This is a genomic window from Acinetobacter sp. PFS20, from assembly GCF_052261015.1.
Classification (GTDB): Bacteria; Pseudomonadota; Gammaproteobacteria; order Pseudomonadales; family Moraxellaceae; genus Acinetobacter.
Genome location: NZ_JBPVZE010000001.1, coordinates 898,293 through 914,343, shown reverse-complemented (window position 1 = coordinate 914,343; position 16,051 = coordinate 898,293). Strand labels below are relative to the sequence as shown.

General features: G+C 34.5%; 14 protein-coding genes. 1 reads left to right on the top strand and 13 read right to left on the bottom strand.

The annotated features are described in order from the left end of the window. Window positions 1-105: 105 nt before the first annotated feature. From ACS125_RS04360 to tviB, 13 genes are all read right to left on the bottom strand, one after another. Window positions 106-1,980: a polysaccharide biosynthesis protein gene (locus ACS125_RS04360; RefSeq protein ID WP_443270746.1), complete on the bottom strand. Its 1,875-nt coding sequence runs from the start codon at window positions 1,978-1,980 to the stop codon at window positions 106-108. 141 nt (window positions 1,981-2,121) lie between these two features. Beyond that, entirely contained in the window at window positions 2,122-3,297 is a 1,176-nt protein-coding gene (locus tag ACS125_RS04355) for a DegT/DnrJ/EryC1/StrS family aminotransferase (protein ID WP_443270744.1), read from the bottom strand. Window positions 3,298-3,323: 26 nt separating this feature from the next. Further along, window positions 3,324-3,974: an acetyltransferase gene (locus tag ACS125_RS04350; RefSeq protein ID WP_443270742.1), complete on the bottom strand. Its 651-nt coding sequence runs from the start codon at window positions 3,972-3,974 to the stop codon at window positions 3,324-3,326. After that, window positions 3,971-4,582 (bottom strand): sugar transferase, encoded by a 612-nt coding sequence (locus tag ACS125_RS04345; RefSeq protein WP_443270740.1) that lies wholly within the window; start codon window positions 4,580-4,582, stop codon window positions 3,971-3,973. The genes ACS125_RS04350 and ACS125_RS04345 overlap by 4 nt, the downstream gene beginning before the upstream one ends. Beyond that, window positions 4,579-5,820 (bottom strand): glycosyltransferase family 4 protein, encoded by a 1,242-nt coding sequence (locus ACS125_RS04340; protein ID WP_443270738.1) that lies wholly within the window; start codon window positions 5,818-5,820, stop codon window positions 4,579-4,581. The genes ACS125_RS04345 and ACS125_RS04340 overlap by 4 nt, the downstream gene beginning before the upstream one ends. A 1-nt stretch (window position 5,821) precedes the next feature. Next, window positions 5,822-6,925, bottom strand: coding sequence for a glycosyltransferase family 4 protein (locus ACS125_RS04335; protein ID WP_443270736.1), 1,104 nt, complete (start codon window positions 6,923-6,925; stop codon window positions 5,822-5,824). Then, on the bottom strand, window positions 6,922-8,109 hold the full coding sequence (locus tag ACS125_RS04330; protein ID WP_443270734.1) for an O-antigen ligase family protein: 1,188 nt from the start codon (window positions 8,107-8,109) through the stop codon (window positions 6,922-6,924). The genes ACS125_RS04335 and ACS125_RS04330 overlap by 4 nt, the downstream gene beginning before the upstream one ends. A gap of 23 nt (window positions 8,110-8,132) precedes the next feature. Then, window positions 8,133-9,548, bottom strand: a complete 1,416-nt coding sequence (locus ACS125_RS04325) for an oligosaccharide flippase family protein (protein WP_443270732.1) — start codon at window positions 9,546-9,548, stop codon at window positions 8,133-8,135. Further along, the gene (locus tag ACS125_RS04320) at window positions 9,545-10,633 is read right to left on the bottom strand and encodes a glycosyltransferase (RefSeq protein WP_443270730.1); all 1,089 of its coding nucleotides are present in this window, start codon (window positions 10,631-10,633) and stop codon (window positions 9,545-9,547) included. The genes ACS125_RS04325 and ACS125_RS04320 overlap by 4 nt, the downstream gene beginning before the upstream one ends. Before the next feature lies 1 nt (window position 10,634). Continuing rightward, window positions 10,635-11,714, bottom strand: coding sequence for a DegT/DnrJ/EryC1/StrS family aminotransferase (locus ACS125_RS04315; RefSeq protein WP_443270728.1), 1,080 nt, complete (start codon window positions 11,712-11,714; stop codon window positions 10,635-10,637). Window position 11,715: 1 nt separating this feature from the next. Further along, entirely contained in the window at window positions 11,716-12,294 is a 579-nt protein-coding gene (gene wbpD, locus ACS125_RS04310; protein WP_151828241.1) for a UDP-2-acetamido-3-amino-2,3-dideoxy-D-glucuronate N-acetyltransferase, read from the bottom strand. After that, window positions 12,291-13,241, bottom strand: a complete 951-nt coding sequence (locus ACS125_RS04305) for a Gfo/Idh/MocA family protein (RefSeq protein ID WP_263032640.1) — start codon at window positions 13,239-13,241, stop codon at window positions 12,291-12,293. The genes wbpD and ACS125_RS04305 overlap by 4 nt, the downstream gene beginning before the upstream one ends. A 32-nt stretch (window positions 13,242-13,273) precedes the next feature. Beyond that, window positions 13,274-14,569, bottom strand: a complete 1,296-nt coding sequence (gene tviB, locus ACS125_RS04300; RefSeq protein ID WP_443270725.1) for a Vi polysaccharide biosynthesis UDP-N-acetylglucosamine C-6 dehydrogenase TviB — start codon at window positions 14,567-14,569, stop codon at window positions 13,274-13,276. Between the two features lie 377 nt (window positions 14,570-14,946). On the opposite strand from tviB, the gene ACS125_RS04295 reads away from it, so the two are divergent. Further along, window positions 14,947-16,047 (top strand): polysaccharide biosynthesis/export family protein, encoded by a 1,101-nt coding sequence (locus tag ACS125_RS04295; protein WP_443270723.1) that lies wholly within the window; start codon window positions 14,947-14,949, stop codon window positions 16,045-16,047. Window positions 16,048-16,051: the final 4 nt, after the last annotated feature.

Sequence of the window (16,051 nt, the reverse complement as noted above, 5' to 3'; positions counted from 1 at the left end):
TTTACAGCTTGCTATATCTGAATATAGATTAAATTTTACTTATCCCAAAGATATGTTAGATCTCCAATCTTAAACTGAGATTAAACTGCTTACCACAAAGTGCTCTTAATTCACTCTAACGTCATCGCTACGTTTGTACCCATCCACATAGTGTTCAAGCTGAGTTAAAGCCCAATCTACATCATGATCAATTGCTGTCATTTGATTGATTTTACTAAATACACACTCAATTTCTTGTAATGGAAAATGCTTCTCAAATGAACGTAAGATACGGGTATGTTCAGTATATTCCGTATTATCCTGATCAATAAGCAGTTCTTCATAAAGTTTTTCACCAGGACGCAAACCACTATAAGCAATTTCGATATCACCATCCAATGATCCTGTTTCTTTCACTTTTAAACCGCTGAGCTTAATCATTTGGCGTGCCAAATCTTGAATTCGGACCGGCTCCCCCATATCAAGCAAGAATACATCGCCACCGGAACCTAATGCACCCGCTTGGATCACCAATTGAGAGGCTTCAGGAATAGTCATAAAATAACGGGTTACTTCAGGATGGGTCACTGTTATCGGACCTCCTTTCGCGATCTGTTGTTTAAATAGAGGAACAACAGAACCCGAAGATCCCAACACATTACCAAAACGAACAATACTGATTTGCGTAGTGGGTTTGGTTTCGGCCACCGCCTGACAATAGAGCTCGGCCATACGTTTTGAGGCACCCATTACATTGGTTGGTCTCACCGCTTTATCTGTTGAGATCAGAACAAAGGTTTCAACCCCTTTCTTCACTGCCGCATTTAAACTATTTGCTGTACCAATCGCATTATTTTTTAATCCTGCAATTGGATTACATTCTACTAAAGGCACATGCTTATAAGCTGCAGCATGGTAAACCGTTTGTATATGATATTGTTCAATAATGCGTTCTAATTTTTGTTGATCTTGAACAGTACCTAAAATTGGAACAATTTCACATGCTGCTGTTTGTCTTAACTCTTTATCAATATCATATAAGGCGAATTCTGTGAGCTCATACAACACCAACATTTTTGGTTGATTCTTGATAATTTGACGGCATAATTCTGAACCAATTGAACCACCGGCACCTGTTACCATCACGATTTTATTATGAATATTTTTAGCAATTAAATGAGCAACTGGCGGAACAGGATCACGCCCCAATAAATCAATAATATCAACTTCTTGTATATCTGAGACCTGAATTTCACCATCCACTAGACGAGTCAAACCAGGCAATTCAGTAATTTTTAAGCGGGCAATTTCAAACTGCTGAATGATTTCTGTTTTCCGAACTCGCCCCACAGAAGGCAATGCCAGTAAAATTTCATCAATACGATCTTTGCTAAAACGTTGTAATGCCTTTTCAACAGAATAAACTTTTAAACCACCAACCATATGGTCTTGCAAAGAACTATTATCATCAATGAAGAAAACAGGTAAATGGTTGTCAGAACGATAAAGCACAGCTGCAATTTGCTGACCAGCATCACCCGCACCATAAATTGCGATACGCTTTCTCTCTTCACCTGTGAGTAATGTAGTCTTTACAATAAAACGAATGAATGCACGACTACACCAGACCCAACTAAACATTAAGAAACCAAACATCAATGGAATTGAAGTTGGAACAAACGCTGCGGAGAATGCATTTAGGCTATATAAAACGATGACCATCAATGCAACAGCAATCGCTAATTTTGCGATAAAGGCTTCGTTAAAAGTACGAACAATAAAGCGATATACCCCTGTTACCATTAAACTTAAAATAGCAACGATAGTAACGATGGCTACTCCATAGTTAATGCCAGGAATAACTTCAGCGCCTAAATCAAACAGTCGAATGGCGTAACATAGCCACAAAATAACAGGAAATGCAAAAAGGTCTACAAGAACCAAAAAACATTGTTTAGCAAGTCTTGGGGCAGACGCAAACTGATAAATAATCTTTTTCACAATACTCTTCTAATCGTTGTAGTAACCGTGCGGTATTTATACTCATTTCTCATATAACTAGAAATAAAATTTACGCAGCGGTTACATAACTTTAAATCAGATCATAATTCAAAAGAAAGCTATGTGAATAGCTTCACATTTTTATGATTGTATAGCTCTACTAACTGCATTAATTGCACTAATTGTCTTTGCTATACTATCTTGGCTTAAAGTCGGATGCACCAAGAACATCAAGCTTGTGTCACCTAATTGCTGTGCATTTTCCAAACGTTTTTCTGGACGCCATGGAGTACCATCAAAAGCATGCTCTAAATAAACTTCAGAACAAGAGCCACTAAAACAAGGCACATCTTTGGCATTAATTTCTTGCATTATACGATCACGTGTCCAACCTTCTGGTAACGTCTCTAAATTCACTTGTACATAACATTTATAATATGCATGTACATAGTCATCAGAAGGGACATGAACGTTAAAGTAAGGAGAGTTTTCAAACGCTTTTAAAATCTTTCCGGCATTTTCAGTACGCTTTTTTGTCCATTCAATCATACGTGTTAACTGAATTCGACCAATAACAGCTTGCATTTCCATCATGCGCCAGTTAGTACCAAATGAGTCATGCAACCAGCGGAAACCTGGAGGATGTTGTTTATTATAAATACTATCGTAGCTTTTCCCATGGTCTTTATATGACCACATTTTTTTCCAAAGTGCTTCATCATTTGTGGTGACCATACCGCCCTCACCACCAGTTGTCATAATTTTATCTTGGCAAAAAGACCAAGCAGAAATATGACCGATTGATCCTGCAGCTTTACCTTTATATTTTGCACCATGAGCCTGTGCGCAATCTTCAATAACATAGATACCACGCTCAGCAGCAAGTTGCATAATCGGATCCATATCGCACATCCAACCAGCTAAATGTACACAAATAATCGCTTTCGTATTTGGTGTAATGACAGCTTCAATCGTACGTCGTGAAATATTCTGAGAATCTAATTCTACATCGGCAAAAACAGGATTAGCACCGGCGGTTACAATTGAACTTGCTGAAGCTAAAAAGGTACGAGACGTCACAATAACATCATCACCTACACCAATATCTAAAGCTTTTAATGCGACATCTAATGCCACGGTACCATTTGCCAAAGCTACCGCATATTTTGTATCAGAAAAATCTGCGAATTCTTTTTCAAAAATTCTACATTCTTGACCGGTCCAATAATTTACTTTATTTGATAGTAATACATTTTTGACTGCGTCAGCTTCTTCTATGGTAAAACTTGGCCATGGTTCAAATGCAGTATTTAACATTTTGATTTCCTAATAAAAAATATTTCTTACTTACTTTCTAAAATTCTGGCTGGGTTGCCAACAACTGTTACACCAGCTGGTACGCTTTTAGTCACTACAGCACCCATACCAACAATAGCACCTTTACCAATCACTAAAGGCTTATCAGGTGTACCTTGCTTAATAATTGCTCCTGCACCAATATATGCATGATCTTCAATATGAATATTGCCATTACACTTCACGCCAGGGGCGAATGTAACATAATCTCCAATTACGCAGTCATGAGCCACATAACTATAAATATTAGCGTGGAAAAACTTTCCAATTTTTATATTAGAAGTTAAGCAGGTAAATGGGCAAAGTAAACTCCCTTCTCCTATCTCAACCTCATCAAGAATTACCGTATTTGTAGCTTGAACCGCTAAATGCTGTATACCATCCTTTTCTAAAAGACTGACTAACTTTTCCCGAACAACACTATTTGCTATAGCAATTGTTATAGCTTTGTGATCAATTGGTTTACTAATAAATTCAAAATAAGTTAGTACTGGATATCCATTTAAAATAGTTCCAGCTTGGCTATCATCAATAAAAGCAAATTGCTCTTTACTTAATGTTGGGAACTGCTGACGCACCAAAGGCATAACTTCCTTACCAAAACCACTAGCACCATAAACACCAATAATTATTGTCATTTCTTCTCTATCTCCTTCTCTACTGAACCAGTGAATTTACTCATCGTCGCTTCACCCACTTCATTAATATCATCTTTAGAAATTACTTTTTTTACGGTTTGTAGCATAATTTTAAAATCTAACCAAAGCGATCTGTTCTCTACGTACCACGTATCAAGTTTGAATTTTTCTTCCCAGCCAATTGCATTACGTCCATTAACTTGAGCATGACCAGTCATCCCTGGACGTACATCATGACGCTTTGCCTGTTCTTTATTGTAAAGTGGCAAGTACTCCATCAGTAAAGGTCTTGGACCTACAATACTCATATCACCTTTAATGACGTTCCAAAGCTCAGGCATTTCATCCAAACTGGTAGCGCGGAGCATTTTGCCAAATGGAGTTAAGCGCTCATTATCAGGCAGAAGATTGCCTTGAGGGTCTGTTGCATCTTTCATAGTTCGAAATTTAATCATTTCAAACGGTTTACCATGTAAACCAGGACGAATTTGGCGGAACAATACTGGTGAACCTAAGTTTTTTTTCACCTTATATGCAACATAAAAATATAAAGGTGAAAGCAGAATTAATGCTATAGAAGCAATAATGATATCGACTAAACGTTTCATAAGTTATCCTTAAAAACAATATTTTCGAGTTTTTCTGCAATCATGGCATATTCAAGGTTTTGTAATACAAACTGTTTACCATTGGCACCTAGCTGTTGCCTTTGCTCTGCAGTAAGTGCATATAATTGTTCTACCGCCCCTACGATTGCTTGAGGATCTTCTGCTTCAATCGTAATTCCCGCTTGCGCTTGCTGAACTATATCGCCCTTACCAGAAAAGGCATGAATAATTGGCTTACCTGCATATAGATATTCAGGTAATTTATTGGGCGCTATACCAAAACGGTAAAGTGGATTTTTTTGCCAACCTATATAACAAACATCAAATTGCTCAAGCATTGACTGAATCTGCTTCTTGGGAATTGCATCAATAAAAGTAATATTCTTTAAGCCCAAAGAGTTAACTTTTTGTATTAAATTATCTTTTTCCTTTCCCGAACCTACAAGAACAAAATGTAAATGTGGATTATTTGATAGCATCTGTGCTGCTTCAATAAGGTCATCTATAGCATTAGCAATACCAATTGTTCCTGTGTAACCAACGATAAATTTATTTTGAGGTAATTGAGTAAACGCTTCTGTACTTAGAGGTTGTTTTTGAGACACTTCATCTAAAGGTACCCCATTAGGGATCCAGTGAAACTTACTACTATCTAACCCCCGACTTTGCATATGTTCAATAGCATTATATAAATTTGAAAATACGTAATCAGCTTTTCTATAAGCTCTGTCTTCAATCCATTGCATAAATTTTATAAATGGATGGCTTGGAGAATGCCCCCCTAATTCCATTAATGTTAAAGGCCAAATATCCCGCACTTCAAAGATAAAAGGAGTATTAAATTTATTAGCTAAATATTTAGCCCCCAAATAACCAATAAGTGAAGGCGAAGAATATAAAATTACATCAGGTTTTACTGGAATTACATTTGCCAAAGTACGCAAAAGCCATGAAAACTTAAACCAGTTTAATACACGTTGTTTGCTATGTGCTTCTTCGTATTCTGGTAAATTCACCCATACAAATGAGAAATTAGGAATAATTTCCTCAACGAGATACTGTCCCTCAAATTTCTTCGGATTACGAAGCAAATGACTATAACGTCCCGCGATCACATAAACTTGATGGCCCTTTTTAGCTAACTCTTGTGCTAAATAATAGTGTCGACCGCCCATAGCTGTTTCAGGAGTTGAGCTATATTGGTTAATAAACCAAAATGTTTTTTTATTTTTCATCATTTCAAATATCCAAAATACTTGAATAGAAATTCAAAAGTTTATTTTCTTCAATGCTCCAATTATACTTTTCTAAAACTGCAGCTCGGCCCTGTTCTCCAAGGAGTCTAGCCTTATCAGGATTATTTATAAAATAATCTATAGCCTTAGCAATTTCATAAGGTTTTAAAGGATCAACACAAATCCCACACTGTGCGTCATTTACAATAGAGCGCCATAAGGGGAAATCTGACGCAATTACAGGTATTCCGGCACACATATATTCAAACATTTTTACAGGCAATGAATCTAAATAGCTTCGTGTTGGATGTAAAACAACTAAACCCGCAACAGATGAAGTTAAGGTATTCTTTATTTCATTTCGGCCTACATAGCCTAGAAAGTTAACTTTTTCCCATCCTTCCATTTCCATTACAGATTGCTCTAGGTCTTTATCTGAAAAATCTCCAGCAAGTACCAGTTTTGCTTCACTTTGTGTTGAATTAATTGCTTGAACCATTTCAACAATTCCACGCACATCTGCTAAACCACCGATATAACAAACTTGATTACCTTTTAAAGCATTTGTAGGGATTGAGCTAAACTCTTCTAATTTTGGGTAATTATTAATATCGATTGTATTTTTATTAATTTTAAGGAATTTATCTCGAATAAATGGAGTTGCTGCCACAATACCATCTAATTTAGCACAAGCATATTTTTCATAAGTTTTAACTAAAAAAGCAATGATCTTTTTAGATATAGGATTCAAATAATGCTTGGACATGATTTGATTAGGTAAATCTTCATGGGCATCAAAGAAAACTTTTTTTCCCATTTTTTTTAGTTTTAAACCGATTGGAATAAGCTCAGGATCATGGAGATGATAAATTTCTGCATCTAAAGCAAGCGCTTTTTTAAATACAGCATTAGGAGCATTAAGCATACGGTCTTTGCGGCCATTAAACTTACCAACATCAAGAATATTAACCTGATTTTTGACTTCATTCCCGTTTCCATCAGCCACAACTAAATAAGTATCGTAACTTTGGGTAAGAGAACAACATTGTTTAACAAAAATACGCGTATCAAAACGAGGATGGGCAGAAGTCAAATGTGCAACTTTCATAGCTTTACCTTCTGTTTAGCATCACAATATATAATAATATACAATAATACAGTTATAGACATTAATTGATATCCACTATAAGCATTATTAGTCAACATAATAATTAACGTTGCAATGGTATATAGAAACAGTGTTAAACCAGCAACATTATTTCTATTTTTAAAACCCTTAATTAAGAGATAGAAAATTAAAGAGGAAAAAACTAAACAACCTAAAATTCCATATCTCATTAATATAAGAATATATTCAGAGTCAAAATTTGTGGTGTATTCTTCCTTAGATGGACCCACACCAAATATAGGTGAACTATAAAACACATTAATAGCCATATCCAATGTATCTAAACGAGCATTTACACTACTATTATCACCTTCTTTCGCATACTCATATCCATTCACAATATAAGATAAATCAAGATATTTAAATATAAGAAAGACTCCTGCCCCCAAAATTATAGGAACTAAGATTTTATATATTAATCTAATTTTAGATAAAAAAGCATAAAACACTAAAGAAACAATTAAAGCAACTAAAGTTGTACGACTCTGAGTATAAAAAACAGAAATAAAGCAGCATATAAAAATAATTAAAGCAGTTTTACTTTTCCTATAAGCAAACAATATTAAGAAAAATAAAGTAAAAAATACCCCTATAACTGCCCCTACATTAGGATTTGAGCCAGTTATTGGTAACCTAAAACCAGTTTCAATACCAAGTAGATGAGGACTGCTAGCTCCGCCCAAATAAAAAATACTAACTAAATAACCTAAATTTAATGGATTAATTAATTGTAAAAAGAAAATTAGCAAATATATAAATACAGCAAAATAAATATACTTCAAAAAAATATCAAATGAAATATGTTTATTAACACTATGAAAAATTATAATATACGGAATATATTGAAAATATTTAAAAGCCTCTAAATAATTAGAAAAATTATAAACAGAAAAACCAAAAGCATTTGAGTATAGAGAACTAACAAAGACAGTTAAACATAATAAAAAAACAAGAATTGTAAACCAACCTATTTTTACATTGTAAAATAAAATACAAAAAAGCAAAATAATGGAAATTAAACTAGTTAAATATAGACCAAAACCAAAAAAAGAAAAAAATGGGAAAACTAATGAGGAAACTAGACCAAAAGAAGCCAGATTTATTAGTATATCATCTTTACTCATACCAAACCTTTAAATAATTAATCTTACCTACATTTCCAAATATTAATTAAAGAAGTAAAACTCATCTTTAAAATATTTAAAAATATAGCAACATTTGAAATAAGTAAAAGAAAAGCCCCAATAGCAGTATAAATATAATTTAAATGCATTATTCCTACACTTAGCGCAAAACTAAGACATAAAAATGTAGATAAATATATTTTTTTACTATTAATACTCTCCCATACAATTTTAGAGAATTCAGTGCGCAAAATAAAATACAGCCAAAAAGATACTGATATGGATATAGCTGCTCCTAGTGCTCCATAAGATGGTACTAAAATAACTAATAAAATTAAATTAACTATCAGACCTAAAATACTTATTAGCACAGAATATTTTGTTTTTCTTTTTACTAAAATACCCACTGCGGTAGCTTCAGATAAGGTATAAAACAACGGTTGCATAACGCATAAGAGCACTATATATTCAATTCCTAAATATTTATTAGGTAAAAACTTAGGGATTATAGGCATTAAAATACTAATAAAAATTACAACAATAGAAATTAATAAGGCAATATACTCGCTAACTTTTTCGACCTCATTTCTACCTTTTCCTTCTTTAATTAACTTAAATACTGATGGAGCCCAAATTGTATTAAAAATGGAAGTTAAAACACTAAAACCTGCTGCTACACTAGTTGCTACTCCAAAAATACCAACTTCTTTTAATGTAGAAAATTTTAGAAGAAGAATTCGAGAAGAGGATTGCATTAACCAAAAAACTAATCCACTAATAACTAGAGGTAATCCAAAAGCCAACATTATTTTCAGTAAAGAAACATTAAATTTTGCATAAAAGAGCTGCAAAAATTCTTTTCTAGTAAAAAAGACAAATATTAAAAAAACAAAAAACAAAGAAAAACTTTGTATTATTATTAGGTTTTTAAAATCAAAAGTACTTTGGCCAAAAAAATACAAATAAAGAATTGCTAACAACAATATTAGTTTTGGAGAAAACTGACTAATAGAATATAACAACCCTCTTTCTTGCATTCTTATTGTTAAAGATATATATCTCAAAAATATTGTTAAAAGCACACATATTATCGTCATCCATGACAATAAAGCAGAGGAAATATGATAAGCATATTGTGCTATTAGCCTAATATTAAATAATAAAAAAAATACACATATTAAACAAAGTGCAATTGATGTTATTAATGTTGTTTTAAATAATACACCATGGTTATCTGTTTCATGATATTCCCTTACATAAGCTTGATCTAAACCTAAAGTAAATAAAATACAAGAAAAACTCAAAATAATTTGTAAGATACTAAACCGACCAATGTCTTCAATAGAAAACAGCCAAGCTAACATAGGTATTGTTACAATACCTAAAACAGCAGCTCCAATAGGCCCAATACTAAAATGTAAAATTTTCTTTATATTCATTTTAAAACTATTTCATAAAGTTTCTTAAATTTTTCTACTATTGCTTGGGCCGAATAATCAGTATTTTTTAATGCCAAGCCTCCTACTTTAAGTTGATCATTTAATATTTTATTCTCCAAATTATTCAAGCCAAATTCAGAGTAATCTTCTAAGATAAAACCTGAATTTTGCTCTACAAAATTTTTATATGGTTTTATATTACTTAATATCGGAAAACTTCCTCTTAAGAATGGTTCAATCACCCCTCCTCCTAAAGCATCAGAAATAGGAATAGATACATGATATTTTGTTTGACTATAAAGAACGTATAACTCATTTGTATTTAGCAATCTATTAATAAAGATTATTTTATCTCCTTCTGCTCCTAATTTATCTTTAAAATTTTTAACATCTTCCTCAGATGAGAAACCACGCAAAACAACAATCTTCAATTCTTTAATATTCAAGAGTTTTTTAATAACTTTTACAACATTATCTGGATCATATACTTTTGATAGCCCTCTAGGAAAAACTATTAAATGATTATCCTTTTCAATATTATATTCCTTTTTCAACATAGCTTGAATCAATTGATAATTAGTATGTGAAGGCTCTTCTACGGGAAACCCCCAGTAAAAAACATTAGTTTTATTTTTAATATATTTTCCATGTTTTTTTATCAGCTCCTCCAATATATGATTAGAAGAGGTATGCATCAAATTTGCTCTTTTTATAACTATGGCATTAATTAACTTAAATATTTCTCTCTTTAAAAATGAGCCTTTATTCGGTGCCAACATAACGTCAGAACCCCATAAACCTACTATTAATGGCTTTTTCTGGAATATAGCCATAATCCCATAATGATTAATAATATGAGCATGCACTATGTCAGGATTTAGTTTTTTTACTAATTTATTAACTTTATAAAATTTGAAATAATCAATAAAACTATTAATTTCACCTAAACTAATTACTTTTTTTTCTAAATCAGTTTCCACATTAAAGCTTGCAACCCACACCTCACATTCACTATATTTTTCTAAAGCTTTAGATAAACGCTGAACAATAGGTGAAGAATAGGGTGCAAGCATTAATATTTTCATTTTATTTCCAACAATTTACAACTTTAATAATTTTGACTTCATCTAAGTAAGGATGCATCGGTAAGCTCATAACTCTTTCAGCAATTGCATCACCTACAGGCAACTCCACACTTACATCAGCCACAGCCGGCTGTTTATTCAAAGGAATTGGATAATGAACGGCTGTGGGAATACCTTGTGCTTTTAGATTTTCTTGAACTTCTGTACGATTATCAACCTGAATCGTATATTGTGCCCAAGCACTCGTATTGTGCACATCTATGAAAGGAGTAGTATTAACACCTACTTGATTAAATAAATGATTATAAGTTTCAGCTACTCTTTGACGTGCTTGCATTTCATCATCCAGAATTTCTAATTTTGGTAATAAAATTGCAGCCTGAATAGTGTCTAATCGGCTATTCACACCGACACGAATATGGTGGTATCGCTTATCTTGACCATGTCGCGCAATCTGACGGATTACTTTAGCAAGCTCATCATCGTTGGTAAAAATAGCACCGCCATCTCCATAGCAACCTAATGGCTTACTTGGAAAGAAGCTCGTACAAGCAACTGTACTTAAATTACAGCTTTTACGGCCTTTGTAGGTTGCACCAAAACTTTGCGCAGCGTCCTCAATTACAGGAATGCCATATTTTGCAGCAATCACATTGATTGCATCAAAGTCCGCACACTGACCATATAAACTTACAGGAATAATAGCCTTGGTCCGAGAGGTAATTGCTGCTTCTAATTTTTCAGCATCTAAATTATAAGTCTTCGGATTTACATCAACGTAAACAGGTTTTGCACCTAAAAGTGCAACTGTTTCAGCCGTTGCTATATACGTAAATCCAGGAGTAATTACTTCATCACCTGGACCAATACCAAATGCCATTTGTGCGATTTGTAAGGCATCTGTACCATTTGCGCAAGTAATGCAGTGCTTAGCCCCTACATAGGCAGCTAGCTTTTCTTCCAACTCAGTTACTTCTGGACCTAAAATATATTGACCATGAGTCAAAACATTTTGAATACCCGCATCAATTTTATCTTTAATTCGATTTTGTTGTGCTTTTAAATCAATAAAGTCAATCATATTAACCCTGCTTTGTCAGTGTCGTTCCATCGAGTTGATAAACTGCCCCAGTATGAGAACAGATAGCTTGGGCTTGTCCCTGCAAAGGCAAATCAATTTGCTCACCAAACTCACTCATCCAGCCAATTTGTTTAGCGGGTACACCTACCATAAGTGCATACGCAGGTACATCTTTATTAACTACAGCACCAGCACCAACAAAAGCATAAGCCCCGATAGTAACACCACAAACAATCGTACAATTTGCCCCTAGCGTGGCACCTTTTTTTACTAAAGTGTCACGATATTGATCTTTACGCTCTATCAAAGAACGCGGGTTATAGACATTCGTAAAGACCATGCTTGGGCCACAAAATACGCCCTCTTCCAAAAATACATTATCGTAAACAGATACATTATTTTGGACTTTACAGTGGTCGCCAATCACAACTCGGTTACCAACAAATACATTTTGACCTAAAGATACGCCTTTACCAATTTTCGCCCCGCCGCAGACATGAACAAAATGCCAAACACGCGAATCATCACCAATTTGTGCGCCATCATCTACTATGGCAGTTTCATGTTGATAAAAGCTCATGCTTTTTTCACCTTTGCCAATAGTGGATGTGGGTTTTCTGGATTTTCAACAATTGGAGAAACACGAATTACTTCAACTGTCTCAATCGCTGCACGATTTTCTTCAACACCGTAACCCTTGCCTTCCAATACACGCTGATAACTTTGTGTATGCAAATCAGTAAAACCACCTGAGAATTCTAGCTCTTCATTCTCAATAGTAATACTACGATAGGTCAGCTTTTCTCCTTGTACCGCGTTTTCTGGGAGGTTATTCGCATCAATTGATAAGAACCAACGTACACGTGCACGCTCATATTCCAAATAACCTGAAGCGGTTTTTTCATCGCGGAAATGCACTTCATTTTTAACAATTTTGCCAAAAATAAAATGCAGCATATCGTAGAAATGCACACCAATATTAGTTGCTACACCACCTGATTTATTGTCTACCCCTTTCCATGATTTTAGATACCATTTACCACGAGAAGTTAAATAAGTAAGATCAACATCAAATATCTTATCGGCTGGTGCAGCTTGAACTTTATCGCGTAGTGCAATAATTGAAGGATGTAAACGTAATTGTAAAATTGAGTTTACTTTAGCACCATATTGCTTTTCATATTCAGAAAGCATGTTTAAGTCTTCTGAATTAAGCACTAATGGTTTTTCGCAAATGACCTCAATACCATTTTTCAAGGCATATTTCATATGCGGTGCATGAAGATAGTTCGGTGAGCAGATCGCCACGTAATCTAGCTTTTCACCTTTTAGTTTTTGGTCTTCTACATAAGCTTCAAATTCTTCAAACTCGGTAAAAAACTCTGCTTCGGGAAAATGGCTATCCATAATCCCGACTGAGTCATTTACGTCCATAGCAACCGCTAAGGTATTACCAGTTTCTTTAATAGCTTTTAAATGACGTGGTGCGATATAACCAGCAGCACCAATAAGTGCAAATTTTTTCATGATCAAAACTTCAATTTAATAATAAGATAAAATTAGAGACGGAATACGGTGAAACCTGCATCTGACATTTCTGTGCGGTTAAATAGGCTCTTTACATCAGCCAATACAGGTTTTTCACTCTTCATATAACTGCGCAGTTCATTTGCAGAAAGTGAGCGGAATTCATTATGACCTACCGCAACAATGACACTATCTACAGGGTTTTGAGCATCAACTGTTCCAAGCTCAACACCATATTCATGCCTCACTTCATCTGCATCTGCCCACGGGTCTGCCACAACAACTTGTGCTCCCCAGAACTCTAACTCTTTAATGAGATCAGCTACTTTACTATTACGGATGTCAGGGCAGTTTTCTTTAAAAGTTACTCCGAGTACACCAACTTTTGCACGCGGTACATCAATACCATTTTGAAGCATAAGTTTAATCGTGTTACGCGCTACATAGCGTGCCATATTGTCATTAATACGACGACCAGCAAGAATCACTTGGGGATGATAGCCAACTTCTTCTGCTTTGTGAGTTAAATAGTAAGGATCAACACCAATACAATGCCCACCAACTAAACCTGGACGGAACGGTAAGAAGTTCCACTTACTACCTGCAGCCTCTAAAACATCTAAAGTATCAATACCAATACGATCAAAAATAACCGAAAGCTCATTTACTAACGCAATATTTAAATCACGTTGCGTGTTTTCAATCACTTTGGCAGCCTCTGCAACTTTAATACTAGTTGCTTTATGAGTGCCTGCAGTAATAATGCTTGCGTACACTGCATCTACAGTATCTGCTACTTCAGGTGTACTACCACTGGTAATCTTTTTAATTTTAGTCAATGTATTAACTTTATCACCTGGATTAATACGTTCAGGACTATAACCAGCAAAGAAATCTTGATTGAATTTCAATCCAGAGACTTTTTCTAAAATAGGAATACAAACTTCTTCAGTAGCACCTGGATATACTGTAGACTCATATACAACAATATCGCCTTTTTTTAAAGCTTGCCCTACGGTTTCACTTGCTTTTCTTAAAGGAGTTAAATCAGGACGATTAACCTGATCAACTGGAGTTGGAACAGTTACGATAAAAAAATTACTTTGCTTCAAGTCATCTAAATCTGCACTAAAACTTAACTTTTTTGATTGTTTTAGCTCTTCAGGTGTAACTTCCAGCGTATGGTCTTGGCCACTTTTCAATTCATCAATACGTTTTTGATTAATATCAAATCCAATTACTGGCCCTTTTTTTCCAAACTCAACCGCCAATGGCAAGCCTACATAACCTAAACCTATAATCGCTATTCTTAAATCGGCAAGTTGCATAAAAGTTAGCCTTATTCCTTACAAATTGTATATATTAAATAATGATACATATTGACCAAATATAGTCGTGCGTAACTATATCAGTTTTTTTTTATTAACCGTAATTCAATTGTATAAAAGTGTTTACAGATGTTAGGTTCTTTTTAGATAAGCTAATTTATCTTTTCATCAAATTACTAATTCCGGAGAGGTTAACTAATGATGTGGTAAAATGCATTGGTATAAATTAAACATACAAAGCTCTACGTTTTTTTCTATGTTTTTTATTTTTTTTTCAGCTAGAATCAGACCATCTCTGTCTAAACCTAAGCATTTAATGCTATATGATTAATGATACAGACAGTATCAATTAAAGATAAATACACAAAGGGTTGCTTGTGAAGTATTGTCAGTTTTTTTCTGTTCTTGCCTTAAGTTTAAGTGCTGCCAGCTGCGCAGTTACTTCCGGTTTACAAACTTACGATATTCCAAATGAAGGCGTTTATAGAACCGACCTTGGAACAACGGTTAATGTGGTTAAAATTTCTCAAGAAACATTACCAGCAATACAACCAGCTCAAGTTGACTATCAACGTGACTATGCAGCCCTATTTAAAAATCAACAGCCCATTTACCGCTTAAGCCCCGGAGATGTTCTCTCAATTCAGCTTTGGGCTTACCCTGAGATTACTCCTCTTGTAAACAACGTTAATAATGAACAATCTGTACAAGCGAGTGGTTACCCGATTGACCAAAGTGGCTATATTCAGTTTCCACTTGTAGGTCGTTATAAAGCCGCTGGTAAAACTCTGGCTCAAGTTAATCGTGAATTAAGAGGTCAATTAGCCCGATTTTTAAAAAATCCTGATGTAACTGTAAGAGTGTTATCCTATGAGGGTCAGCGTTTTTCGGTACAAGGCAGTGTTGTAAAGGGTGGACAATTTTATTTAAGTGACCAGCCTGTAAGTGTATATACAGCTTTAGGACTTGCTGGTGGCGTGAGTGATAAAGGTGATAATACTTATATTCAACTTATTCGTAATGGCCAGACCTATAATTTAAATACGATTGAACTAGAAAAAATGGGGTATTCACTACATAAACTTCTAGTTCAACCGAACGATACAATTTATGTGAGTACACGCGAAAACCAGAAAATTTATGTAATGGGCGAATCAGGTAAAAATCAAGCTTTACCAATGCGTGATCAAGGAATGACATTAACTGATGCATTAGGTGAAAGCTTAGGAATTAACCCAATTTCGGCAAGTGCAAGTCGCATCTATGTAGTACGAACTAATCCCAATGATCACTCAACAGAAATTTATCATTTAAACTTAATGAGTATTGGTGATTTCGGATTAGCCAATCAATTTAAACTACGTAGTAATGATATTGTTTATGTCGATGCGACTGGTTTGACTCGCTGGCAGCGTGTGGTTAACCAGATTATTCCTTTCTCAAATGCTTTATATAACATAGACCGTTTGGGGCAATAATTGT